This window comes from Bordetella genomosp. 7 (assembly GCF_002261415.1).
Taxonomy (GTDB): domain Bacteria; phylum Pseudomonadota; class Gammaproteobacteria; order Burkholderiales; family Burkholderiaceae_B; genus Bordetella_A.
The window spans coordinates 113,399-136,987 of record NZ_NEVI01000001.1 but is presented as its reverse complement, the minus strand read 5'-3'; the positions used below and the strand labels follow the sequence as shown (position 1 = coordinate 136,987).

Sequence of the window (23,589 nt, the reverse complement as noted above, 5' to 3'; positions counted from 1 at the left end):
TCCGCGTAAATCTGGAGACACGAATGACCTTGCGCCTACCCTTTGCCACCGCCCTGTCGGCCATCGTGCTTACGCTGGCCCCGGCCGCCCAGGCCGCCGACTACCCTTCGCGTCCGATCACCCTGATTGTGCCGTTTGCCGCTGGCGGGCCCACCGACGTGGTGGCGCGCACGCTGGGCGCCGAGCTCAGCAAAGAACTGGGCCAGCCCATTGTGGTCGAGAATCGCACGGGTGCGGGCGGCACCCTGGCGGCCGCCTACGTCGCCAATGCCGAGCCCGACGGGTACACCTATCTGATCCACCACAACGGCATGGCCACCGCCACCGCGCTGTATTCGAACCTGAAGTTCGATCCGCTCAAGAGCTATGCCTATGTGGGCGAAGTCGTGGACGTGCCCATGACCCTGCTGGGCCGCAAGAACCTGCCGCCCGCCAACATGGCCGAATTCATCGAATATGCCCGGGCCAATGCCGACAAGATCAACCTGGCCAATGCCGGGCCGGGCGCCGTGTCGCAGCTGTGCGGCTCGCTGCTGCAGCAGGCGCTGGGCGTGAAGTTCACCACCATCCCGTACCAGGGCACCGGCCCCGCCATGGCGGCCTTGCTGGGCGAACAGGTGGACGTGCTGTGCGACCAGACCACCCAGACCATCCCGCACATAGCGGCGGGCAATGTGAAGTTCTACGGCGTCACCACGCAAGAGCGCATATCAAAGCTGCCGGACGCCCCCACGCTAGAAGAACAGGGCCTCAAGGGCTTCGAGGTGAAAGTGTGGCACGGCATCTACGCGCCGGCGGGCACGCCCCCCGCAGCGGTAAGCCGTTTCAACAGTGCGCTGAAAACCGCACTGAAGTCGCCGGCGTTCACCGGCAAGATGGCCGACCTGGGCGCCGAGATCGTGTCCGAAGACCGCCAGACGCCCGAATCGCTGCAAAAATGGGTGAAATCCGAAATCGACAAATGGACCCCCGTGCTCAAGGCCGAGGGCATGAACGTCAATTGAGCGACTGAATGCCGTACTGGCTGCGATACGCCAGCACGGCGTCGCGGTGGCTGGCGAACGCCGCGTCGTCCTGCAGCAGCGCCAGGATATCGCCCAGCGTGGCAATGCTGACCACCGGTATGCCGTAGGTTTGCGCCACGTCCTGCACGGCCGAATGCGGCGACAGGGCGCCGTCTGGGCCGGCGCGTTCCTGGCGATCCAGTGCGATCAGTACGGCGGCGGGCTCCGCGCCCGCGGCGCGGATGATGTCTACCGATTCGCGCACCGACGTGCCTGCGGTAATCACATCGTCGATGATCACCACCTTGCCGGCCAGCGGCGCGCCCACCAGCGTGCCGCCTTCACCGTGATCCTTGGCTTCTTTGCGGTTGAAGGCAAAGGGCACGTCGCGTCCCTGCATGGCCGGGTGGCCGGCCAATGCCACGGCGGTGGCGGTGGCCAGCGGAATACCCTTGTAGGCGGGGCCGAACAGCATGTCGAACGCCACGCCCGAATCCAGCAGCGCCTGGGCATAGAACTGCGCCAGCCGGCCGACCGATGCGCCGCCATTGAAAAGGCCCGCATTGAAGAAGTAGGGGCTGGTGCGGCCGGACTTCACCTTGAAACTGCCGAAGCGCAGCACGCCCTTGTCGAGGGCAAAACGGACAAAGTCGGCGGAAGTGGCAGTAGCGGCGGCCATGCGGCGGAATTCCGTGAATATGGATGACAGGCGGCATTTTAGCTGCCTTCCGGGAGCGGCCCGGGCTTGCGGCGCCAGGGGGCCGCGCGCCGCAGCGCTTGCGCGCCGGCCGCAAGCGTCGGTTAAAGTCGCCTATTGAGCCGGCGTTGGCCGGGCGTTTACAGGAGTTCCGTCGTGCTGCGCATTACCTCGATCAACCTCAACGGCATCCGTTCGGCCTTTCGCAAGGGGCTGCAGAACTGGATGCAGACGCATGGCGCCGATGTGCTTTGCCTGCAGGAAATCAAATGCTCGCACGACGACCTGACCGACGACCTGCGGCATCCGCCGGGCTACACCGGCCATTTCTGCCATGCCATCAAGAAGGGCTACAGCGGCGTGGGCATTTATCTGCGCAACGCCGCCGAACGCGTCCAAACCGGTCTTGCATGCGAAGAGTTCGACGCCGAAGGCCGCATCATCCGCGCCGACTGGAATAATCTCTCGGTCATCAGCGCCTACTTGCCGTCGGGCTCCAGCGGCGACGAGCGCCAGCAGGCCAAATACCGCTTCCTGGATGTGTTCGGCCCCTGGCTCGACGAATTGATGCAGGAACACCGCAAGACCGGCCGCGAGTTCATCATCTGCGGCGACTGGAACATCGCCCACAAAGAAATCGACCTGAAAAACTGGAAGAGCAACCAGAAGAACTCGGGCTTTCTGCCCGAAGAGCGCGCCTGGCTCAGCGACGTGTTCGACCGGCGCGGCTTCGTTGACGTGTTCCGCACGCTGGACGACCGCCCCGAGCAGTACACCTGGTGGAGCAATCGCGGGCAGGCCTGGGCCAAGAACGTGGGGTGGCGTATCGACTACCAGATCGCCACGCCGGGAATCGCCGCGCGGGCGCGGGCGGCCGCCATCTACAAAGACGAGCGGTTCAGCGACCATGCGCCGCTGACCATCGATTACGACGCTGCACTGTAGTTCGCGGCGGTACGCGGTACTTCGCGAGGCGCTCAACGGCCGAAAAATATACGGGGACGCATTAAATTAAAACGGGGACGCAAAGGGCTGATCCGACCCGGGCCCAGCCCTCCATCCTTCCCGCAAACCGGCCTTGCGCACCTCGTTGGCATCGACATCGCCGGGCGCCGTGTGGCGGGTTTATATGGGGACATATTTAAATACCCCGTAAAAACGCGTGCCTGGGAGTTCTCGGGGCGTTTTTCGAGCCTTGCCGGGGCGCATCCTCCAAGATGCGTCCCCATATATGACCTGGCGCAAAGCCAATGTTCATGCGGGTTTCCGGGCAACGGGCGTTTTGCGCGGGCCATTCGTTGCTCGTACAATTGCGCACCGAGTCAGTGCAATTACGCATTGAATTGGCCCCTCTAGCGCACCACAGCCGGGCATTTCTGCACCGGTTTGCAGCGCCCCCCAGGAGACCCGAGTGAAACTGCAGAGTCTTGACGACTTTCTGCGCCAGGTCGCTGCGCGCGACCCGCAGCAACCCGAATTCATGCAGGCCGTGCACGAAGTCATGGCCAGCCTGTGGCCTTTTCTTGAGCAGCACCCCCACTATGCCGAGCACGCCCTGCTCGAGCGGCTGGTGGAACCCGAGCGCGTGATCCAGTTCCGCGTCTGCTGGACCGACGACAGCGGTCGCCCGCGCGTCAACCGAGCCTTCCGCGTCCAGCACAGCTCGGCCATCGGCCCGTACAAGGGCGGCATGCGCTTTCACCCGTCGGTCAACCTGTCGGTGCTGAAGTTCCTGGCCTTCGAGCAGACGCTCAAGAACGCCCTGACCACGCTGCCCATGGGCGGCGGCAAGGGCGGCTCCGACTTCGACCCCAAGGGCAAGTCCGACGCCGAAGTCATGCGCTTCTGCCAGGCGCTGATGCTCGAACTGCATCGCCATCTTGGCCCGGACACCGACGTGCCGGCCGGCGACATGGGCGTGGGCGCGCGCGAAGTCGGCTACATGGCCGGCATGATGAAAAAGCTGTCCAACACGGCGTCCAGCGTGTTCACCGGCAAGGGCCTGTCGTTCGGCGGCAGCCTGATCCGCCCCGAAGCCACGGGCTATGGCACGGTGTATTTCGCCGAAGAAATGCTCAAGCGCGAAGGCATGTCGTTCGACGGTCTGCGCGTATCGGTGTCGGGTTCGGGCAATGTGGCGCAATATGCCATCGAGAAGGCCATGACGCTGGGCGCCCGCGTGGTGACGGTGTCGGATTCCGACGGCACGGTGGTCGACGAGGCCGGTTTCACGCATGAAAAGCTCGCCGCGCTAATGCACCTGAAGAACAACGCACGCGGCCGCCTGGCAGAGTATGCGGGCCAGTTCAAGCTCGCCTACGTGGTCGGCAAGCGCCCGTGGCACGTGCCGGTCGACGTCGCCCTGCCCTGCGCGACGCAGAACGAACTGGAAATCGACGATGCCCGCACCCTGATCGCCAATGGCGTGAAGTGCGTGGCCGAAGGCGCCAACATGCCGTCCACGCTGGAAGCCGCCAAGGCCTTCATCGACGCCGGCGTGCTGTATGCCCCCGGCAAGGCCAGCAATGCCGGCGGCGTGGCCGTGTCGGGCCTGGAAATGAGCCAGAACGCCATCCGCCTGAGCTGGAGCCGCGAAGAAGTCGACCATCGCCTGCATGCCATCATGCGCGACATCCACGACAACTGCGTGCGCCACGGCCAGGGCCGCGGTACCGCCGTGAACTATCTCGACGGCGCCAACATCGCCGGCTTCGTCAAAGTGGCCGACGCAATGCGGCAACAAGGTCTGTACTGATCTTGGTTCACCCAGGGGGTAGGCACCTGGACCCGGTGCCTGACTCCCGCAGAAGTCGCCGGTGTCTGACCCCGCAAAGGTCGCCGATGTCTGACCCCGTAGAGGTCGCCGGTGTCTGACTCCCGCAGGGTGTCTGACACCTTCGGAGTCAGACACCAGCGGCACCATACCCATCACCGTCAGAAACAGACACCGGCGGCGCCACACCGTCCCGCATCCGGCAAAACGCGTCAGGTGTCTGACTCCCGCAGGGTGTCTGACACCTTCGGAGTCAGACACCAGCGGCACCTACCCATCACCGTCAGAATCAGACACCGGCGGCGCCATACCATCCCGCATCCGCCAAAACGCGTCAGGTGTCTGACTCCCGCAGGGTGTCTGACACCTTCGGAGTCAGACACCGGCGGCGCCATACCATCCCGCATCCGGCAAAAACGCCCGCCTTTCGTCGGGTGTCCGACACGCCGTATCGCGGCACGGGGGGCTGCGGTCAGTGCCAGTCGTCGCGGTACACGAATCGGGGCATCTGCCAATTGAACCGCAGCGCAAGCAAGCGGAAAGCCAGGCCCACCACGAGCGCCAGTGGCACCGCGGCGTTGGCGGTCAGCCCGGCTTCAAGCAGCAGCAGGTACAGCCCGCCGGTCACCAGCGACACGCTGGCGTACAGTTCTTTGCGAAACAGCAGTGGCACATCGTTGCACAGCACGTCGCGCAGCACGCCGCCGGCGCAGCCGGTGATCATGCCGCTGATAAGCACGATGCTGACCGGCAGCTGCATGGCCTGTGCGACCTTGCAGCCGATGATGGTGAACGCCACCAGCCCCACCGCATCCAGCAACAGGAACAGCCTGCGCAGGCGCCGCATCAGGGGCGCGGCCAGCGCGGTCAGCAGCGCCGCGCCCGCCGTCATGCCCAGGTATTCGGGATGCCTCACCCACGTCAGCGGATAGTGGCCCAGCAGCACGTCGCGCAGCGAACCGCCGCCCAGGGCGGTGACGCAGGCGATGATGCACACACCCATCCAGTCCATGTCGCGCCGCCCGGCGGCCAGCGCGGCCGTCATGGCTTCGGCCACGATGGCGATCAGGTACAGGGTGTGCAGCAATAGCGTAGACGTTTCAACGTGCATGACGACCTCGACGGCAACATGCCCTCAGTTGGCGGGCTCCAGTGCATCGATGGTGCGGCGCTGGGCCCATAGCAACACCAGCCCCGGAATGGCGATTGCCACGGTCAACATGAAAAACCCGGGCCAGCCCAGCCAGTGCACCAACGGCGGCGTCAGCGGACCCGCCAGATAAATGCGCCCCACCGCCGACAGCGCCGACAATAGCGCGAACTGCGTAGCCGAGAAACGCTGCTGGCACAGCGCCATCAGCAGGGCCACGAACGACGCCGTGCCCAGCCCGCCGCACAGATTCTCGACGCCCACCGCGGCGCCCATCAGCCACAGGCTCTTGGGGCTGACCGCCAGCACCCAATAGCCCAGGTTCGATACGGCCTGCAGCAGGCCGAATGCCATCAGCGAACGATACAGCCCCCAGCGCGCCATCAGCGAGCCGCCGGCCAATGCGCCGATGATGGTGGCCGTCAGCCCCAGCACCTTGTTGATGGTACCCACTTCGGTGGGGTCGAAACCCGCGCCGCGTATCAGAAAGGTGGTGGACAATGCCCCGGCGAAGGCATCGCCCAGCTTGTACAGCACGATAAGGACCAGGACGGTATAGGCGCCGCGCCGGCTGAAGAACTCACGCAGGGGCTCCACCACCGCCAGCGCCAGGCTGCGCGGCGCGCGCGCGGGCTGTTCGGGCTCGGGCGCCCAGATGGTAGCCAGCGCGCAGGCCAGCATCAGCGCCCCCATCAGCACATAGGTGGCCCCCCAGCCCAGCCATTGGTCGGCCAGGATGAGCGCCAGCCCACCCGACACCACCATGGCCAGCCGGTATCCCAGCACTTTCACGGCGGCGCCGGCCCCGCGCTCTTCGCGCCGCAACACGTCGGTGCAATAAGCGTCAAAGGCGATATCCTGGGTGGCCGACAGAAACGCCACCGCGACCGCCAGCATAGCCAGCGGCAAAAGCGCCGAACCGGGGTTGAGCAACCCCATGGCCATGATGGCCGCGGCCAGCAGCAGCTGCGTCACCAGCATCCAGCCTCGCCGGCGGCCCAACAGGGGCGGCACATAGCGGTCGACCAGCGGCGCCCACAGGAACTTCAGCGTGTAAGCCGACCCCACCAGGGTAAGAAAGCCGATTTCCTCCAGCGACACGCCATCGACCGTGGCCCAGGCCTGCAGCGTGCCGCCCGTCAAGGCCAGCGGCAAGCCACTGGCAAACCCCAGCACCAGCAAGGGGGCGACGCGGCGGCTGAAATAAACATGAGAGGCGGCGGAAATAGACGGCTCCTGCAACGACAGCCGGCGCGATGCGCGCCGGACACGGCATATTAACCAATGGCCGCATCCGCCGCGCGCGGTGCAGGGGCCGCCCCGCGCGTCACGGGGCCGTCAGTCGGCTGCGTAGCGGTACACCGCCAGGGTGCTGCGCCAGCCGGGCAGCAGGGTGATCTCGCGCCCCTCGTGGAACGTGGCGCGCTCAAGGATGCGCAGGCCCAGATCCCGCGCCAGCCGCTCGAAATCGTCCAGGGTGCACAGGTGAATGTTGGGCGTGTTGTACCACTGGTACGGCATCTGGCCCGTCACCGGCATGCGGCCGCGCAGAATGGACCAGCCATGCGGCCAGTAACCGAAGTTGGGAAACGACACGATGCCGAACCGCGCCACTCGCGCCATCTCGCGCAGAATGTGTTCGGTGCGATGCATGGACTGCAGTGTCTGCGACAGCACGACCGTGTCAAACTGCTTGTTGTCGAACAAGGCCAGGCCGTCTTCCAGGTTCTGCTGAATGACCTCGACACCGCGTTGTACGCAGGTAATGACGTGGCTGTCGTCGATTTCCACGCCCGCGCCGCTGACCTGGCGCTCATCGCGCAAATAAGCAAGCAGGGCGCCGTCGCCGCACCCCAGGTCCAGCACGCGGCTGCCGGGCTCGATCCAGCTGGCAATGCGGATCAGGTCCGGACGCACGTCTTGCTTGCGCACAGGCGGAAAGCTGGCGGGGCTCATGCTGGGCATCCTTCGTCGGCAGGTTCGCTGGCCGTCACGGCCAGGCCCAGCTTGTGCGCGATACGCTCGTAATATCCGCGCATTACCGCGTGGTAGCGCGAGTCGTCGAGCAGGAACGCATCATGGCCGTGCGGCGCATCGATCTCGGCGTATGTCACCGGGCTGCCGTTTTTCAGCAGCGCCCGCACGATTTCGCGCGAGCGTTCTGGCGGAAAGCGCCAGTCGGTCGTGAACGACACCAGCAGAAAATCGGCGCGTGCGGGCTCCAGCGCCTGGGCCAGGTCGCCGCCGGTACGGCGTGCAGGATCGAAGTAATCCAGCGCGCGCGTGATCAGCAGATACGTATTGGCATCGAAGTAGCGCGAAAACTTTTCGCCCTGGTAGCGCAGGTACGACTCCACCTCGAATTCCACGTCGTAGCCGTAGCGATAGGCGCCGCCTTCGGCGGGCTCGCGCTGGGTACGGCCGAATTTCTCGGCCATGTCGTCGTCCGACAAGTAGGTGATGTGGCCGATCATGCGCGCCACCGACAGGCCGCGGCGCGGCACCGTGTTGTGGGCGTAGTAGTCGCCGCCGTGGAAGTCGGGGTCCGTGATGATGGCGCGCCGCGCCACTTCGTTGAACCCGATGTTCTGCGCCGACAGGCGGGGCGTGCTGGCGATGACGATGCAGTGCGCCACGCGTTCCGGGCAGGTAATGGCCCAGCTCAGGGCCTGCATGCCGCCCAGCGATCCGCCCATGACCGCGGCAAACTTCCCGATGCCGAAGTAGTCGGCCAGGCGCGCCTGGGCGTGCACCCAGTCTTCGACGGTCAGCACGGGAAAGGCCGCGCCCCATGGCCGACCGGTGGCGGGGTTGATGCTGGCCGGGCCGGTGGACCCGAAGCACGACCCCAGGTTGTTGACGCCGATGACGAAAAACCGGTTGGTGTCCACCGGCTTGCCCGGCCCGACCATATTGTCCCACCAGCCGATGTCGTTGGGGTCGTCGGCCGCTACGCCGGCCACATGATGCGACGCATTCAGCGCATGACAGATCAGCACGGCGTTGGTGCGTTCGGCGTTCAGGACGCCGTAGGTCTCGACGGCAAGTTCGTACGATTGCAGCGACTGGCCGCTGGCCAATTGCAGCGGCTCGTCGAATCGGATGAGCTGGGGAGTCACGATACCCACCGAACCAGGGTCGGCAGGCGCAGCGCCGGGGGTTAGCCCCCCGGCCGGAGATAGGGCAGGAGCGGTCATACGGACCTCTTTAGCTGGATTTATAGAGGCGCCCGCAAGCGGATCAGGCAAATCGGCGCCGGTTGAAGTTCGGAAGTTTAGCACTGCCGGGAACACGAGGGCGGCGAAGCCGGTGCGACGGGGTGCGGTGTCTGACTCGGAAGGTGTCAGACACCCTGCGGGAGTCAGACACCTTTGCAAATGCCAAGCCCCACCATGCCACAAGCCGGTGTCTGACTCCGAAGGTGTCAGACACCCTGCGGGAGTCAGGCACCTTTGCAGATGCCCAGCCCCACCCTGCCGCAAGCCGGTGTCTGACTCCGAAGGTGTCAGACACCCTGCGGGAGTCAGACACCTTTGCAGATGCCGAGCCCCACCGTGCCACAAGCCGGTGTCTGACTCCGAAGGTGTCATAGCTAATCACCACCGCCTTCAAGATACAAGGTGTCAGACACCCTCCTCTGTCTATCCGGCTACGGCGGCGCCGGGCTCTTGGCCCAGGTACTCGTACGCCTGGGTGTTGACGCGCGAAATGCGCCATTCCACCGGCTGCCGGTTGTACGAAAACGCCACGCGGCGGATTTCCAGCAAGGGCGTGTGCTCGGCGACGCCCAGCCAGCCGGCGTGGGCGGCGTCGGCCGGGCATACGCGCAACCGCTCATCGGTGGCGATGACGTTCACGCCGAACATGTCCTGGTAAAACGCGTACAGCGTGCTGGGCCGCTCGCGCAGCTGCTGTTCGGTCATGCCGGGAAAGCGCGCTTCGGGCACACTGATGTCATCCACCATCACCACATCGCCGTTGAGCGACAGCACATTGGTGAACTCAAATACGTATGCGCCGGCGGGCAGGCTCAGGTATTCGCGCGCCGCCGCATTGGCCCGCACGCGGCGAAAGCGCACCAGGCGCGTGGCGGGGTACGACTTGTGGCCGTCCTGCCTCACGATGCGGAAAAACTTGAAGAAATGGTGATTGCGGGTGTGCACCGCGACATACGTTCCGCGGCCCTGATGCCGCACCAATATGTTCTCGGCGGCCAGTTCGTCGATGGCTTTGCGCAGGGTGCCGATGGAAACGCCGAAGCGTTCGGCCAGCGTCTTCTCTGGCGGAACGGCCTCGCCCTGCTTCCACTCCCCACGCGCCAGCGCGGCAAGCACCGCCTGCTTGACCTGCGCATACAGGGGGCTGCCCAGGGGAACCGTCGTCGTCGTCGTGTTTTTCATGGAAGAACCAGATTGAAGAGGCCCGAATTGTAGCCACGCATGCCGGCACAATCCCAATCATACATGTCATATATATGATTTAGTTGACTTGACCTGCCGGCGCGCCTAAGATGCGTCCAACCGGCTCCGATCGAGCAACCGGGGCGGTCATCACACCAAGAGAGGACAGCAATGATTCACGCCGTATTGCACGATGCGAAAGACACGGTGGCGGTCGCCGTCGTGGAAGGCCTGAAGGCGGGCACGGAACTGAACGCCTGGATCATGGATGAAGACAAGATCATCCAGTTGAAGGCGCTGCAGGACATTCCCATCGGCCACAAAGTCGCTCTTAAAGACATGGCGGTCGGCGACACCGTGTTCAAGTACGGCATCGACATCGGCAAGGTGGTCGAGCCCATCAAGGCCGGCCAGCACGCCCACGTGCACAACATCAAGACCAAGCGCTGGTAAGCGGCCGCGCCCCCACTCGCCCCATACACAGATACACCCACATAGGAACCGCCATGGCCATCGTCAATGCTTCGACCACCTTCCGGGGATACCGCCGCGATAATGAGCGCGTAGGCGTGCGCAACCACGTCATCGTCCTGCCCGTGGATGACATCTCCAACGCAGCCGCCGAAGCCGTCGCCAACAACATCAAGGGCACCATGGCCCTGCCGCACCCCTACGGCCGCCTGCAGTTCGGCGAAGACCTGGAACTGCATTTCCGCACCCTGATCGGCACGGGCAGCAACCCCAACGTCGCGGCCGTCATCGTCATCGGCATCGAAGAAGGGTGGACCAAGCGCGTCGTCGATGGCATTGCGGCCACCGGCAAGCCAGTGGCCGGCTTCAGCATCGAGCTGCACGGCGACCTCGACACCATCATGCGCGCATCGCGCCAGGCCAAGGAGTTCGTGCATTACGCCACGTCGCTGCAACGCACGGAATGCCCCATATCCGACCTGTGGGTGTCCACCAAGTGCGGCGAATCGGACACCACGTCGGGCTGCGGCGCCAACCCCACCGTGGGCAACGCCTTCGACAAGCTCTATGCCCTGGGCAATACGCTGGTGTTCGGCGAGACCACCGAACTGACCGGCGGCGAACACATCGTGGCCGAACGCTGTGCCAACGATGCGGTGCGCGAGCGCTTCATGTTCATGTTCAATCGCTACCAGGAAGTCATCGACCGCTGGAAAACCAGCGACCTGTCCGAATCGCAGCCCACCAAGGGCAATATCGCCGGCGGCCTGACCACCATCGAAGAAAAAGCGCTGGGCAACATCCAGAAGATCGGCAAGAAATGCCGCATCGACGGCGTGCTCGACAAGGCCGAAGTGCCTACCGGCAAAGGCCTGTGGTTCATGGACTCGTCTTCGGCGGCCGCCGAAATGGTGACCCTGTGCGCTGCGTCGGGCTATGCCGTGCACTTCTTTCCCACCGGCCAGGGCAACGTCATCGGCAACCCCATCCTGCCCGTCATCAAGATCTGCGCCAACCCGCGCACGGTACGCACCATGAGCGAACACATCGATGTCGACACATCGGCGCTGCTGCAACGCGAGATCGACCTGGACCAGGCTGGCGACAAGCTGCTGGAATGCATGCTGGCCACGGCCAATGGCCGCTGGACCGCCGCCGAAGCCCTGGGCCATCGCGAGTTCGTGCTGACCCGCCTGTACGAAAGCGCATGACGCGGCGCACGCCATGAAGCCAAGCCACATCGATCCCGCCCGGCAGATCGCCGGGCCCTGATGCACACCCGACGGCCTGCGCGCACCGGCACACAGATGCCGGGCGCGCATCCCGCCCTACGCCTGCCCAGGCACCACCCCCAAGGAGGAAGACATGAAGCGATTCACGCATATTGCAATGGCGGCCTGTCTGTCGGCAGGCCTGCTGCTTGGTTCCCAGGCGCGCGCCGAGGTCTCGGAGCTTGCTGTCGCCGTGCAGCCCGGCATCAGCTATCTGTCGCTGATGATCATGCAGGACGAACAGTTGATCGAGAAGCACGCCAAGCAGGCGGGCATCGACGACCTGAAGGTGAACTGGTCGCGCTTTGCAGGCGGCAATGTCATGAACGAGGCCGTGCTGTCGGGCAGCCTGCATTTCGCATCCGGCGGCGTCGGCCCCCTGGTGACCATGTGGGCGCGCACGCGCGGCAACCTCAACGTCAAGGCGGTATCGGCCATCAACGCCATGCCCCTGTACCTGAATTCGCGCAACCCGCAGGTCAAGTCCATCAAGGACCTGACCGACAAGGACCGCATTGCCCTGCCCGCCGTGCGCGTATCCATCCAGGCCGTCACGCTGCAGATGGCGGCCGAGCAAGCCTTTGGCGAAGGGCAGCAGAACCGCCTGGACAAGCTGACGGTGTCGCTCTCGCATCCCGACGGCATGACCGCGCTGCTGTCGGGGTCCAGTGAAATCACCGCGCATTTCACGTCGCCTCCCTTCCAGGATTTTGAACTGAAGCAGCCGGGCATCCATCGCATCCTGAGTTCGTACGACGTGCTGGGCGGCCCCGCCACTTTCAACCTGGTATGGACGACCGAAAAGTTCTACAAAGAAAATCCCAAGGTATATGCGGCGTTCATGGCGGCCCTGCAGGAAGCCACCGACAAGATCAATAACGACAAGAACTGGGCGGCCAAGACCTACCTGCGCCTGGCCAACGATACGCGCACCCCGTTGCAGGATGTGGTCGACATCCTGAACAACCCCGACATCTCGTACACCCTTACCCCCAACAACATCATGAAGTACGTGAATTTCATGCATAAGGTGGGGTCCATCAAAGTCATGCCCGATTCGTGGAAAGACCTGTTCTTTCCCAACGCGCACACGTTGCAGGGCAGTTGAAGGCCGCGTCAAACCCAACCCCGGCCTCGCGCCGGGGCCCTACACAGGAGGGCTGGCATGACCGATGCAAACACCGCCGCGCCGCTGCTGGATGTACGCGGCGTGACACTGCAGTACAAAACCCCTGAATACCTCATCACAGCCACCTATCGGGTGGACTTCCAGGTGCTGCAGGGGGACCGCTTTATCTTGCTGGGGCCGTCCGGCTGCGGCAAATCTACGTTGCTGAAGGCCGTGGGCGGGTATCTGCAGCCCGTGGAAGGCGAGATCCGGCTGAAGTCCGAAGTGGTGACCCGGCCGGGGCCCGACCGCATGATGGTGTTCCAGGAATTCGACCAGCTGCTGCCCTGGAAGACGGTGCGCCAGAATGTGGCGTTCGCGCTGGTGGCCAGCGGCCGCATGGGCCCGCGCGAGGCCGGCGAACGCGCCATGCATTACATCAACAAGGTGAACCTGGCGAAGTTCGCCGATCACTACCCCCACATGCTGTCCGGCGGCATGAAGCAGCGCGTGGCCATTGCGCGCGGCATGGCCATGGAACCGGACATCCTGCTCATGGACGAGCCCTTTGCCGCGCTGGACGCGCTGACGCGCCGCAAGATGCAGGACGAGCTGCTGCAGCTGTGGGACGACACCCGGTTCACGGTGCTGTTCGTCACGCACTCGATTCCCGAAGCCATCAAGATCGGCAACCGCATCCTGCTGCTGTCGCCGCATCCCGGCCAGGTCAAGGCAGAGATCAACAGCGTGCCGCGCGGCGAATCGGACGCGGCCCGCCACCAGGAACTCGAAGACAAGATCAACGCGATGCTGTTCGCCGACCGCGTCGAAGAAGAGGGGCACCATCATGGCTGACCACAATGCCGACCTCGCCGTCCCGCGCCCGGAACGCTACCTGGAACCGGTGGCCGACGATTCCTTCGGCGTGGTGCAGAAGCCGCTGTCTACCTGGGAACGCCTGTACAACGTGGGCGCCCTGCGCAAGCTGTTCCTGCTGGCGGTGCTAGCCCTCATCTGGGAAATGTATGCGCGCAACGTCAACAACCCGCTGCTGTTTCCCACCTTCGGCTCTACCGTGGCGGCGCTGTATGACGGGCTGGTCCACGGCGCGCTGCTGCTCAAGGCATGGACCTCGATCCGGGTGCTGCTGGTGGGCTACGCGGCCGGCATCGCGCTGGCGGCAGTGCTGACGGTGCTGGCCATCACCACGCGGCTGGGCACCGACCTGCTCGAGACCCTGACATCGATGTTCAACCCCTTGCCCGCCATCGCATTGTTGCCGCTGGCGCTGATCTGGTTCGGCCTGGGCGAAGGCAGCGTGGTGTTCGTGCTGATCCACTCGGTGTTGTGGGCCGTGGCCCTGAACACCCATTCCGGCTTCCTGTCGGTATCCATGACGCTGCGCATGGTGGGCCGCAACTACGGCCTGGGCGGATTCGGGTACGTCAGGCGCATTCTGATCCCGGCGGCGTTTCCCAGCATTCTCACCGGGCTGAAAATCGGCTGGGCATTCGCCTGGCGCACGCTGATCGCCGCCGAACTCGTGTTCGGCGTCAGTTCGGGCTCGGGCGGACTGGGCTGGTTCATCTACGAGAACAAGAACCTGCTCGAAATTCCCAACGTGTTTGCCGGCCTGTTCACCGTAATTCTCATCGGCCTGCTGGTCGAGAACGTGATCTTCCGCACTGTCGAGATCCACACCATACGCAAGTGGGGAATGCAGCACTGACTCCGCCCTCCGGGCGGCAACCTGTGACCTAAGGAGAACCTGCAATGTGCATTGTCCGTCCCGCCTGTCCCGATTTCCAGCGACGCAGAACGCTGGGGCTGCTCGGCGCCGGCGCACTGGCCCTGGGCCCGTGGTCGCGCGGCCTGGCCGCCGCGCAAGAATGGCCGCAGCGGCCCATCAGCTATGTGGTGCCGTTTTCGCCGGGCGGGCTGACCGATGTGGCGGCGCGCCAGACGGCGCAGGCGCTGGCCAGCGCGCAGGGCTGGAACGTCGTGGTCGAGAACAAGCCGGGCGGCAGCGCCAACATCGGCGCGTCGCTGGTCGCGCGCGCCAATGCCGACGGCTACACCTGGCTGGCCATCACCATGACCCATGCGGCCAACGCAACCCTCTTTGCCGGCAAGGCGGGCTACGACGTCAAGAAAGACCTGGTGCCGCTGGCCGGGCTGGCATCGTCGGCCATGATGGTGGTGGTACCCGCCAAGAGCCCGATACGCAGCCTGCAAGAGCTCGCGCACGCCGCCAAGGGCGGCTCGCTGTCGGCGGGTTCCAGCGGCAACGGCACGCCGCCCCACCTTACCCTGGCCCTGTACCAGAAGCTGACCGGCAATTCGCTGCTGCATGTGCCCTACAAGGGCGGCGCACCGTCGCTCACGGACCTGATCGGCGGCCAGCTGGACGTGATTTTTTCCAACTACCCCGAGTCGCTGCCCCACGTAAAAAGCGGCACGCTGCGCGCGCTGGCGGTCAGCACCCGGGAACGCAGCCCCGACCTGCCCGATGTGCCCACCGTGGCCGAAGCCGGCCTGCCGGATCTGGTGGTCGAAAACTTCACCGGCGTGCTCGCGCCGGCCGGCCTGCCCCAGGACCTGGTACTGCGCATCGGCGGCGCCATCGAACAGGAAATGGCCCGCCCCGCCATGCAGGAATCGCTGCGGCGCCTGGGTTTCGTTCCGCGGCCGCGCGGTCCGGTGGCTTTCAAGCAATACCTGGACGCCGAGATCGACCGATGGGGCACAATCATTCGCGAGGCCAATATCCAGGTTGGCTGAAATGCCGCCGCCCTGTGCGCGCCCCCGGCGGGCGCAGGGCGGCAGCGACCTTACACTGACATCGAGCAGCCCTGATGCATATTGTTATTTCCGAATTCATGGACGAAGCGGCGGTGGCCGCGCTGCGCGCCGACTTCGACGTGCGCTACGAGCCCGATCTGGTCGACCGGCGTGAGGCGCTGGCGGCCGCCCTGGCCGACGCCGACGCGCTGGTGGTGCGCAACCGCACGCGCGTCGATGCCGCATTGCTGGCCGCCGGCCCGGGCCTGAAGGCGGTGGGACGCCTGGGCGTGGGCCTGGACAACATCGACCTGCCCGCCTGCCAGGCGCGCGGCATTGCCGTACTGCCGGCCACCGGCGCCAATGCGCGGGCCGTGGCCGAATACGTCATCGCCAGCGCCTTGATGCTGCTGCGCGGGGCCTACCGCCACAGCGCGCAGGTGGCCGCCGGCGCGTGGCCGCGCACCGAGCTCTCGGACGGGCTCGAGGCCGAGTCGCGCACGCTGGGCGTGGTTGGCTTCGGCGGCATCGGCCGCCTGACGGCCCGTCTGGCGCAGGGGCTGGGCATGCAGGTTGTTGCGCACGATCCGATGTTGCGCGACGACGACCCGGCCTGGCGCGATGCGCGGGTGCAGCCGCTGCCGCTGGACGACCTGCTGCAGCGCGCCGACGTCCTGACCCTGCATATTCCACTGACGGACGCCACGCGCAACCTGCTGGACGCGCGCCGGCTGGCGGCAATGAAGCGCGGCGCCGTGCTCATCAATACCGCCCGTGGAGGCATCGTCGACGAAGCGGCGCTGGCCGACGCGCTGCGCAGCGGCCACCTGCGGGGCGCGGCCATCGACGTGTTCGACAACGAGCCGCTGGCCGCCGGCAGCCCGCTGGCCGACGCGCCCAACCTGGTGCTCACGCCGCATATCGCCGGCCTGACCCAGGAAGCCAACGTCCGCGTGTCCGGCATGGTGGCGCAACGCGTGGCGCAGGCCCTCAAGGGCCTTTGACCCTGACTTCTCTGACCGGATCCCATGGCAACTGTAGACCTGAAATCCCTGCATGATCTGGCCGCCGCTGCGCTGCGTGGCGCGGGCGCCAGCCCCGACATGGCCGCCAGCACGGCCCGCGCGCTCGTCTATGCCGATGCGCAGGGGCTGGCATCGCATGGCGTGTCGCGCGTGCCCTCGTACGCGGTGCATGTGCGCAATGGCCGCGCGGTGGGCGACGCCGTGCCGCGCATCCTGCGGCAGCGCGACGGCGCCGTACTGATCGATGCCGGCGCGGGGCTTGCCTTTCCGGCGTGCGCGATGGCCATCCACGAAGCCGCCTCGCGCGCGCTGCGCCATGGCGTGGCCTTTGCCGGCGTGACGAACAGCCACCATTTCGGCGTGGCCGCCTACCATCTGGACGCGCTGGCCCGGCAGGGGCTGGTGGGCCTGGCAATGGGCAACTCGCCCGCGGCCATGCCCGCCTGGGGCGGCAGGCGCGCGCTGTTCGGCACCAACCCCATCGCCGCCGCCTTTCCGCGCCGCGACGGCGACCCGTTGGTCATCGACCTGTCACTGTCCGAAGTCGCGCGCGGCAAACTGATGGTGGCCGCGCGCGAGGGCCGCGAAATTCCGCTGGGCTGGGCACTGGATGCGGACGGCAACCCCACTACCGACCCCAAGGCCGGTCTGGCAGGCAGCATGTTGCCGATGGGCGGCGTCAAGGGCGCCATGCTGGCGCTGATCGTCGAACTGTTGGCGTGCGCGCTGACCGGCGCGCACTTCGGTTTCGAAGCCGATTCGTTCTTTACCGACGAAGGCAACCAGGCGCGCATCGGACAGGCCTTCCTGGCCATCGACCCCGGCGCGCTGGCCGGCCGCGATGTCTACCTGGACCGTGTCGAAACCCTGATAGCCGCGATGCTGGCCGACGAAGACGTGCGGCTGCCGGGCGCCCGGCGGGCGGACCTGCAACGGCGCGCCGCCGAGCATGGCGTGGACATACCCGAGCCCTTGCTTGCGCAACTGCGCGCGCTGGCAGGCCACGCCTGAAGCCGCCGCGCAGGGCTACCAGAACCCCCGCGCGCCCGCCACCACCAGCGCAATGCCCGACAAGGTCAACAATGCCAGCACCAGGCGGCGGAACACCAGATCGCTGAAGCGGCGATACAAGTGCACGCCCGCCAGGGCGGGAATCAGGACGGCCGCCCCCACCACGGAAAACACGGGCACGGTCTGCGGCGTCAGCAGGCCGGCCACCCCGTAGCTTGCCAGGGTGACGGCATGCATCGCCAGGTTGAAGCTCTGGAACACCGCGCGTTGCTCGTCGCGCGGCCAGCCGCGCAGCACACACCACAACGTGGGCGCCGGACCGGGCAGACCGCCGAACCCGCTCATGGCCCCGCCCAGCCATCCCACCGCCGCGTCGGCCGCGCGCCCGCCGCGCGCAATACGCGGCAGCTCGGCAGCCAGCAGCATGGCCGGGCAATAGGCCAGCAACACCAGGCCCACCCCCAGCCTGAAGGCGGCGGGATCGACATAGCGCAGCAGCGCCACGCCCAGCGGGATGCCCGCCAGCCCGCCCAATAGAAACGGCAACAGGCGAGGCCAGCTGAACCCATGGCGCAACGAGCGCACCGCCAGCAACTGCCCGATCAGCGACCCGAACACCACGGCGGGCGCGGCCATCGACGGGGGCAGCGTCCACGACCAGAATGCCATCGCCACCAGCCCGAATCCGAACCCGGCCAGCCCCTGCACAAACCCCGCGACAAAGGCGCCGCCGCCCAGCAGCAGCCATGTTTCGACGGGCACGGGCGCCTCAGCCCTGCCGCACCACAGGGGCCGGCAAGCCGTCCAGCGCCACGTTCACGCAGGTGGGCAGGCTGGCGTGGCGCGCGGCCTGCAGCGCCGGCGCAAGAGCCTCGGCGCGCCCGACCCACGCGCCCAGCGCACCGAAGCCTTCGGCCACGCGGTCGTAGCGCGTCTGCAGCAGTTCGCAACCGACCAGACGCCCGGGGCCATACTGGTTGAGCTGGATCTGGTATTCGGCGTTCCAGCGCGCGTCGTTGCCCACTACGCAAATGAAGGGCAGACCGTAGCGCACCGCGGTGTCCATTTCGGCGCAATGAAAGCCGAACGTGCCGTCGCCCATCATCGCCACCACGGGCGCGCCGCGATACGCCAGGCGCGCAGCCAGGGCCATAGGCAGCGCCGCGCCGATGGCGCCCGCGGCCCCGTTGATGATGCGATGCGGCGCGTTCAGGCACGCCTGCGCCCATTGCCCGAATTCCCCGCCGTCGCACACCAGCACCGAATCTTCGTGCGAGTCCAGCACCTGCTGCACCGCGCGGCAGATTTCGGCCGGATGCAGTCCGGCATCGGCGCCGCGCGCCTCGCGCCAGGCCGATGGACGATAGGCCAGCGCCGCCTCGACCTCGGCCAGCCAGCCGGCCGGCCCTTGCGCCGGGATGGCCGCCAGGGCATCCAGCGCGGCATAAGTGTCGGCCTGCGCGGTTTCGTGCAGGCGCTCGCCCACGGCGCGGCGCGTACGGTCGTATTCAAACTCGTCGGCGTCGATCTGCATAAACACGCATGCGGGGTCGAACGCCTGGCCGAATTGCAAGGTGAAATCGACCCGCTTGCCCACCAGCAGCACGCAATCGGCGCGACCCAGCACAGGCGCGAACGCGCCCAGCGCCGGATCATTGGCGCCGCGCGGGCTCTCGCTGGCCACGACCGGGATTCCCCAGGCCCGGCGCAGCGCCGCCACGCGGGCGCGGCCCGCATCCGTCCAGCCTCGCGGCCCCACCAGCACCAGCGGGCGCCGGGCCTGCGCCAGGCGCGCCGCAAACAAGGCCGCGCGATCGGCCTGCAGCGGCATGGGCTGCGGCGCGTACCCCTGGGCCGGCGGCGCTGCGGAGCCGGCAGCTTGCTCCAGCGCATCGGTAGGCAGGCTCAGATGCACCGGGCCAGGGCGGCCGCTGGCGGCCACCCGGCAGGCGCGCGCGAAGTCGGCTGCCAGCCCGTCTGCCGTCGCGGCAACCCACGAGGCCTTGGCCACGGGGGCCGCCATGGCGGCCTGGTCCATTTCCTGAAAGGCGCCCCACCCCGCCTGGCGATTGGGCGCGTGGCCCGACAGCAGCACCACCGGGGATTCCGACATCTGCGCGGTGTAAAGAGCCGACACCGCGTTGGCGTGGCCGGGCCCGCCCGTCACCAGCGCCACCCCAGGTTCGCCCGTCAGCCGCGCCCATGCGTCGGCCATGTGTACCGCGGCGGCCTCGTGCCGCACGTGCACCAGCTCGATTCCCGCCGACAGCGCGGCGTCGAATACCGGCATGATGTGGTTGCCCGACAAGGTGAACAGGCGCGTGATGCCTGCCGCCCTGATCGACTGCGCCAGCGCATCGGCGCCGCGAACGTTGACTGCCATCGTTAACCCCTCGTGTTGCGCATGCCGCACGCAGCGGCAGTGACCTGTCGAATCTTATTTCAGTGCAATACCCGCCGTGCGCCCCAGTTTTACATAGGCATCGACCTGGGTCTGCACGAACGCCCGCGTCGGCTCGGCCGGCCGCACGTCGGGCACGCTGCCCAGCCGCACGGTGCCGTCGATCCAGGCACGGTCGGACGATACCTGGCGCAGCACTTCCGCCCATTTGCGCACCGCGTCCTGCGTCATGCCCGGCGGGCCGTACAACGCACTCCAGCCCGTAATGGCCTCGAGCTGCGGATAGCCGGCTTCGCGTGCCGTCGGCACATCGGGCAGGCTTTCCAGGCGCTTGGGCGTCGTGGTCACCAGCGCACGCAGGCGGCCGTCCTGCAAAGGGCCGGCCATCGGCGCATAGTTGGTGCACACAAAATCCACCTGCCCCGACAGCGCGGCCAGCATCGCCTCGCCCGAACCCTTATAGGTAATCGGCATCGCGGCGGTAGACGACAGCCCCAACACGTTGAACAGCAGTTGCGGCCCCAGGTTCAGCACGGTGGCCGGGCCCGTGGTCGCGTAGTTCAAGGCTCCCGGCCGCGCCTTGATGGCCGCCACCAGGTCGGCCAGCGTGCGGTAGCGGGAATTCTTGGGCACGGCGCATACGTAGGGGTTCAGTTCAAGCAAGCCCAGGAAAGTGAAATCGTCCCAGCGATACGAAAGCCCCGGCTGCAAGGCGGGCAGTATCGCCTGCGACCCCACGCGAGCCATCAGCAGGGTATAGCCGTCGGGTTCGGCGTCCCTGACATATTGCGAGCCGATGGCGCCGTTGGCCCCTGCCCGGTTCAGCACCACCAGCGGCTGCCCCAGGTATGGCTGCACGACCGCGGCCAGGTTGCGCGCGGCAAGGTCCGCGTCCCCGCCCACGCTGAAAGGGGTCACCAACGTCACAGGGCGCTGCGGATAAGCCTGTGCCGCGGCATGACCTGCCAACGCCATACTGGCCGCCATCCCCGCCATCGCCGCGGCCCACCGCGCCGCCCCGAATGCACCGATTGCCCTGATTGCACCGATTGCACCGATTGCACTGATTGCCATGATGGTCTCCTCGCTTTTCTTCTTTCTTTATGAAGCGGCCTGCGTGGCGTGCCACCAGGCAGGGCTACGCCGCGTCTTGCTGCAACAGCGTCTGGCCAGGCCGCACGCGTGTGAACTGCACGGGATGCCTCTCCACCTGCATGGCGCCGTCCTGCTGCGACACCACGGAAAACCACGAATACTCCAGATCGCGCACGTCGGGATAATCGGCGCGAAAATGCGCGCCGCGCGAATCTTCGCGTGCCAGCGCGGCCCGTACGATGGCCTCGCTGACGTGCACCAGGCTGTCCAGGTTCAGCCAATCGTGCCAGGTCATGTTGTAGGCGCGTCCCGACTCCGCCACGCCCACGCTGTCCAGCTCGCCGCGCAGCTGCGCCAGCGCCGCCAGCGCCCGCTGCAGACCCTCTGCATCGCGCACAATCCCGGCGTCGTCCCACATGACGTTCGACAACTGCTCGCGCAGGGCGTGCAGATCGCCGCCCCGCCTGGCCAGCGGAGCCAGTGTGCGCGCCATGGCTGCCTGCACGGCGCGCTGGTCCGGCTCGGCCCAATCCTGGCCGGGCGCCCAACGCCCCATGGTGTCGCCCGCGATGCCGCCAAATACCGTGGAATTGGCCACCCCATTGCCGCCAAGGCGATTCGCGCCGTGCACGCCGCCGGTATCTTCGCCGGCGGCAAACAGGCCGGCCATGGCCGTGCGGCAATCCGGGGCAAACAGCACGCCGCCCATCATGTAGTGCGCGGTCGGCACCACTTCGACACGCCCCGCCGCGAGGTCGAAACCGCAGTCGGCGCAGCGTTCGACCATACCCTTGAACTGGCGCCGCACGTTATCCGGCCCCAGGTGGGCCATTTCGATATACACGCCGCCGTTGGGCGACGTGCGCCCGGCGCGCATCTCGGCGTAGATGCCGCGCGACACGATGTCGCGCGTGGCGCGCTCGGCACGCGGGTCGACGGTTTGCATGAAGCGCACGCCCGCGCCGTTGAGCAGGTAGCCTCCCGCGCCTCGCAGCCCTTCTTCGAGCACGGTGCCCGTCATGCGCGTATCCGCCCCCGCCAGCAGCCCCGTGGGATGGAACTGCACCATCTCCATGTCGCGCAGGCCCAGCCCCAGGCGCAACGCCATGGACAGGCCGTCGCAGCTCTTGTCTCCCGAGGGGGTGTGAAAGCGGTACATGGTCGGCCCGCCGCCGGTGGCCAGCAGCACCGCCTTGGCCCGCACCAGCACGAACTCGCCCGTGCGGATGTCTATCATCAGCACGCCCGCGATGCGTCGGCCGTCGCGGCACGGTATCAGCTCGACGGCGCGGTGCTCTTCCATGCGATGGATGCGCCGCGCCCATACCTGTTCGGCCAGCCGGTTGATGATCTCGATGCCGGTCAGGTCTCCCTTGTGCACGGTGCGGTCGAACGTCTGGCCCGCGAAGGCCTTCTGATGCAGTGTGCCGTCGGGGTTGCGGTCAAAGAAGCAGCCCAGCTCGTTCTCCAGCTCGTGGATGCGTTCGATTGCCCGGTTGACCAGCGTCCAGGCCAGTTCCTGGTCGGGCAGCCACTTGCCGCCCTCGATGGTGTCCATGAAATGCCGTTCGGGCGAATCGCCCGATGCCAGGGCCACGTTGTAGCCGCCCTGGACCATGCGCGTGCACCCGCACTTTCCCAGCAGCCCCTTGACGGCCACGGTAATGTCCAGGCCCGGCGCCGTGTCGTGCGCATGCAGCGCCGCGAACAGCCCCGCGCCGCCCGACCCCAGGATCAGCACATCCGTCTGGCGCACCTGCAAGCCATGCTGGCTCATCGCGTCACCCCCAGGCTCGCCAGCACTGCCTGGCGACGATCCGCGACGTCGTGCGCCACCTGTTCATACAGCGATGCGCCATGGCTGTCCATGGCCACCAGCAACGGGCCGAAGTCGCGGATGCGGAACTTCCACAGCGACTCCGGGTTCAGGTCGTCCAGGTCGACATCCTCGATGCATTCGATCCACGTGGTTTCCAGCGCCGCAGTTCCGCCGACAATGGCAAGGTACGCGCCGCCCAGCTCGGCAAACGCGCGGCTCGACCCTTCATGCATGCCGCCCTTGCCAACAATCAGGCGCACGCCGCATTGGCGCATCAGCTGCGCCGTGAAGCGCTCCATGCGCGATGACGTGGTGGTGCCAATGCACACCGGCTCATAACCTGCCGGATTGGCCGCGCTGGGCGTTACCTTGCGCACGTTGGGCGCGGTGTGGATGACGGCGTGCCCGTTCATATCCAGGCGGGTCGCACGCCCCTGGTCGAACAGCGCGATATAGCTCGCGTCGCGTATGCCGAACAGGGTGCGCTGCAGGGTTACGGTGTCGCCCACGCGCAGCGCGCGCGCCTGGGCTTGCGTGATGGGCATGGTCAGGTCGTGGTGCGTCATGGCTCGTCCCGCTGCGC

General features: G+C 66.6%; 22 protein-coding genes and 1 riboswitch. Of the genes, 11 read left to right on the top strand and 11 right to left on the bottom strand.

Translation table 11 applies throughout. The features are described from left to right. Positions 1–23: 23 nt before the first annotated feature. Positions 24–1,004, top strand: a complete 981-nt coding sequence (locus tag CAL18_RS00645; protein WP_038852564.1) for a tripartite tricarboxylate transporter substrate-binding protein — start codon at positions 24–26, stop codon at positions 1,002–1,004. Here the strand turns inward: CAL18_RS00645 and pyrE are convergent. Further along, positions 997–1,683, bottom strand: coding sequence for an orotate phosphoribosyltransferase (pyrE, locus tag CAL18_RS00640; protein ID WP_094817156.1), 687 nt, complete (start codon positions 1,681–1,683; stop codon positions 997–999). The genes CAL18_RS00645 and pyrE overlap by 8 nt on opposite strands. 174 nt (positions 1,684–1,857) lie before the next feature. Here pyrE and CAL18_RS00635 point away from each other — a divergent pair, with 174 nt between their 5' ends. Both CAL18_RS00635 and gdhA read left to right on the top strand, forming a co-directional pair. After that, positions 1,858–2,646, top strand: coding sequence for an exodeoxyribonuclease III (locus tag CAL18_RS00635; RefSeq protein WP_094817155.1), 789 nt, complete (start codon positions 1,858–1,860; stop codon positions 2,644–2,646). Between the two features lie 466 nt (positions 2,647–3,112). Further along, positions 3,113–4,456, top strand: coding sequence for an NADP-specific glutamate dehydrogenase (gdhA, locus tag CAL18_RS00630; protein WP_094817154.1), 1,344 nt, complete (start codon positions 3,113–3,115; stop codon positions 4,454–4,456). Between the two features lie 490 nt (positions 4,457–4,946). Here gdhA and CAL18_RS00625 read toward each other — a convergent pair whose 3' ends face one another. From CAL18_RS00625 to CAL18_RS00605, 5 genes are all read right to left on the bottom strand, one after another. Then, positions 4,947–5,519 carry a trimeric intracellular cation channel family protein gene (locus CAL18_RS00625; RefSeq protein WP_231494605.1) on the bottom strand — a complete coding sequence of 191 codons (573 nt, stop codon included), beginning with the start codon at positions 5,517–5,519 and terminating at the stop codon, positions 4,947–4,949. A 90-nt stretch (positions 5,520–5,609) separates the two neighbouring features. Then, complete coding sequence (locus CAL18_RS00620; RefSeq protein WP_231494604.1) at positions 5,610–6,866, bottom strand: muropeptide transporter; 1,257 nt, start codon at positions 6,864–6,866, stop codon at positions 5,610–5,612. Positions 6,867–6,962: 96 nt separating this feature from the next. Next, positions 6,963–7,580, bottom strand: a complete 618-nt coding sequence (metW, locus tag CAL18_RS00615) for a methionine biosynthesis protein MetW (protein WP_094795906.1) — start codon at positions 7,578–7,580, stop codon at positions 6,963–6,965. Further along, positions 7,577–8,821, bottom strand: coding sequence for a homoserine O-succinyltransferase MetX (gene metX / locus CAL18_RS00610; RefSeq protein ID WP_026640827.1), 1,245 nt, complete (start codon positions 8,819–8,821; stop codon positions 7,577–7,579). Before metX ends, metW begins: the two co-directional genes overlap by 4 nt. Then, positions 8,811–8,890, bottom strand: a riboswitch (SAM riboswitch). It overlaps the preceding gene by 11 nt. Positions 8,891–9,265: 375 nt before the next feature. Next, a complete protein-coding gene (locus tag CAL18_RS00605) occupies positions 9,266–10,024 on the bottom strand; it encodes a GntR family transcriptional regulator (RefSeq protein WP_026640828.1) in 759 nt (252 codons plus the stop codon). Between the two features lie 171 nt (positions 10,025–10,195). Between CAL18_RS00605 and CAL18_RS00600 the strand changes: the two genes are divergently transcribed. The 8 genes from CAL18_RS00600 to CAL18_RS00565 all read left to right on the top strand — a co-directional run bounded on the left by CAL18_RS00600 (position 10,196) and on the right by CAL18_RS00565 (position 17,691). Further along, on the top strand, positions 10,196–10,477 hold the full coding sequence (locus CAL18_RS00600; protein WP_026640829.1) for a UxaA family hydrolase: 282 nt from the start codon (positions 10,196–10,198) through the stop codon (positions 10,475–10,477). 53 nt (positions 10,478–10,530) lie between these two features. Next, positions 10,531–11,706: a UxaA family hydrolase gene (locus CAL18_RS00595; protein ID WP_026640830.1), complete on the top strand. Its 1,176-nt coding sequence runs from the start codon at positions 10,531–10,533 to the stop codon at positions 11,704–11,706. Positions 11,707–11,860: 154 nt separating this feature from the next. Continuing rightward, entirely contained in the window at positions 11,861–12,874 is a 1,014-nt protein-coding gene (locus CAL18_RS00590; protein ID WP_026640831.1) for an ABC transporter substrate-binding protein, read from the top strand. A 57-nt stretch (positions 12,875–12,931) separates the two neighbouring features. Further along, a complete protein-coding gene (locus CAL18_RS00585; protein WP_026640832.1) occupies positions 12,932–13,729 on the top strand; it encodes an ABC transporter ATP-binding protein in 798 nt (265 codons plus the stop codon). After that, positions 13,722–14,603 carry an ABC transporter permease gene (locus CAL18_RS00580; protein ID WP_026640833.1) on the top strand — a complete coding sequence of 294 codons (882 nt, stop codon included), beginning with the start codon at positions 13,722–13,724 and terminating at the stop codon, positions 14,601–14,603. Before CAL18_RS00585 ends, CAL18_RS00580 begins: the two co-directional genes overlap by 8 nt. 44 nt (positions 14,604–14,647) lie before the next feature. Further along, entirely contained in the window at positions 14,648–15,655 is a 1,008-nt protein-coding gene (locus CAL18_RS00575; protein ID WP_026640834.1) for a Bug family tripartite tricarboxylate transporter substrate binding protein, read from the top strand. A 74-nt stretch (positions 15,656–15,729) separates the two neighbouring features. Next, the gene (locus CAL18_RS00570; RefSeq protein WP_094817153.1) at positions 15,730–16,659 is read left to right on the top strand and encodes a hydroxyacid dehydrogenase; all 930 of its coding nucleotides are present in this window, start codon (positions 15,730–15,732) and stop codon (positions 16,657–16,659) included. Between the two features lie 24 nt (positions 16,660–16,683). Next, entirely contained in the window at positions 16,684–17,691 is a 1,008-nt protein-coding gene (locus CAL18_RS00565) for an Ldh family oxidoreductase (protein ID WP_094817152.1), read from the top strand. A gap of 15 nt (positions 17,692–17,706) precedes the next feature. On the opposite strand, the gene CAL18_RS00560 is transcribed toward CAL18_RS00565, so the two are convergent. The 5 genes from CAL18_RS00560 to CAL18_RS00540 form a co-directional block, all read right to left on the bottom strand. Next, positions 17,707–18,453, bottom strand: coding sequence for a sulfite exporter TauE/SafE family protein (locus tag CAL18_RS00560; protein WP_094817151.1), 747 nt, complete (start codon positions 18,451–18,453; stop codon positions 17,707–17,709). A 7-nt stretch (positions 18,454–18,460) separates the two neighbouring features. Then, positions 18,461–20,074, bottom strand: coding sequence for a thiamine pyrophosphate-binding protein (locus CAL18_RS00555; protein ID WP_094817150.1), 1,614 nt, complete (start codon positions 20,072–20,074; stop codon positions 18,461–18,463). A 54-nt stretch (positions 20,075–20,128) separates the two neighbouring features. Further along, positions 20,129–21,019: a tripartite tricarboxylate transporter substrate binding protein gene (locus tag CAL18_RS00550; protein WP_249278360.1), complete on the bottom strand. Its 891-nt coding sequence runs from the start codon at positions 21,017–21,019 to the stop codon at positions 20,129–20,131. Positions 21,020–21,230: 211 nt separating this feature from the next. Continuing rightward, on the bottom strand, positions 21,231–22,964 hold the full coding sequence (locus tag CAL18_RS00545) for an L-aspartate oxidase (protein WP_094817148.1): 1,734 nt from the start codon (positions 22,962–22,964) through the stop codon (positions 21,231–21,233). Beyond that, positions 22,961–23,572, bottom strand: coding sequence for a fumarate hydratase C-terminal domain-containing protein (locus CAL18_RS00540; RefSeq protein ID WP_026640840.1), 612 nt, complete (start codon positions 23,570–23,572; stop codon positions 22,961–22,963). Before CAL18_RS00540 ends, CAL18_RS00545 begins: the two co-directional genes overlap by 4 nt. Positions 23,573–23,589: the final 17 nt, after the last annotated feature.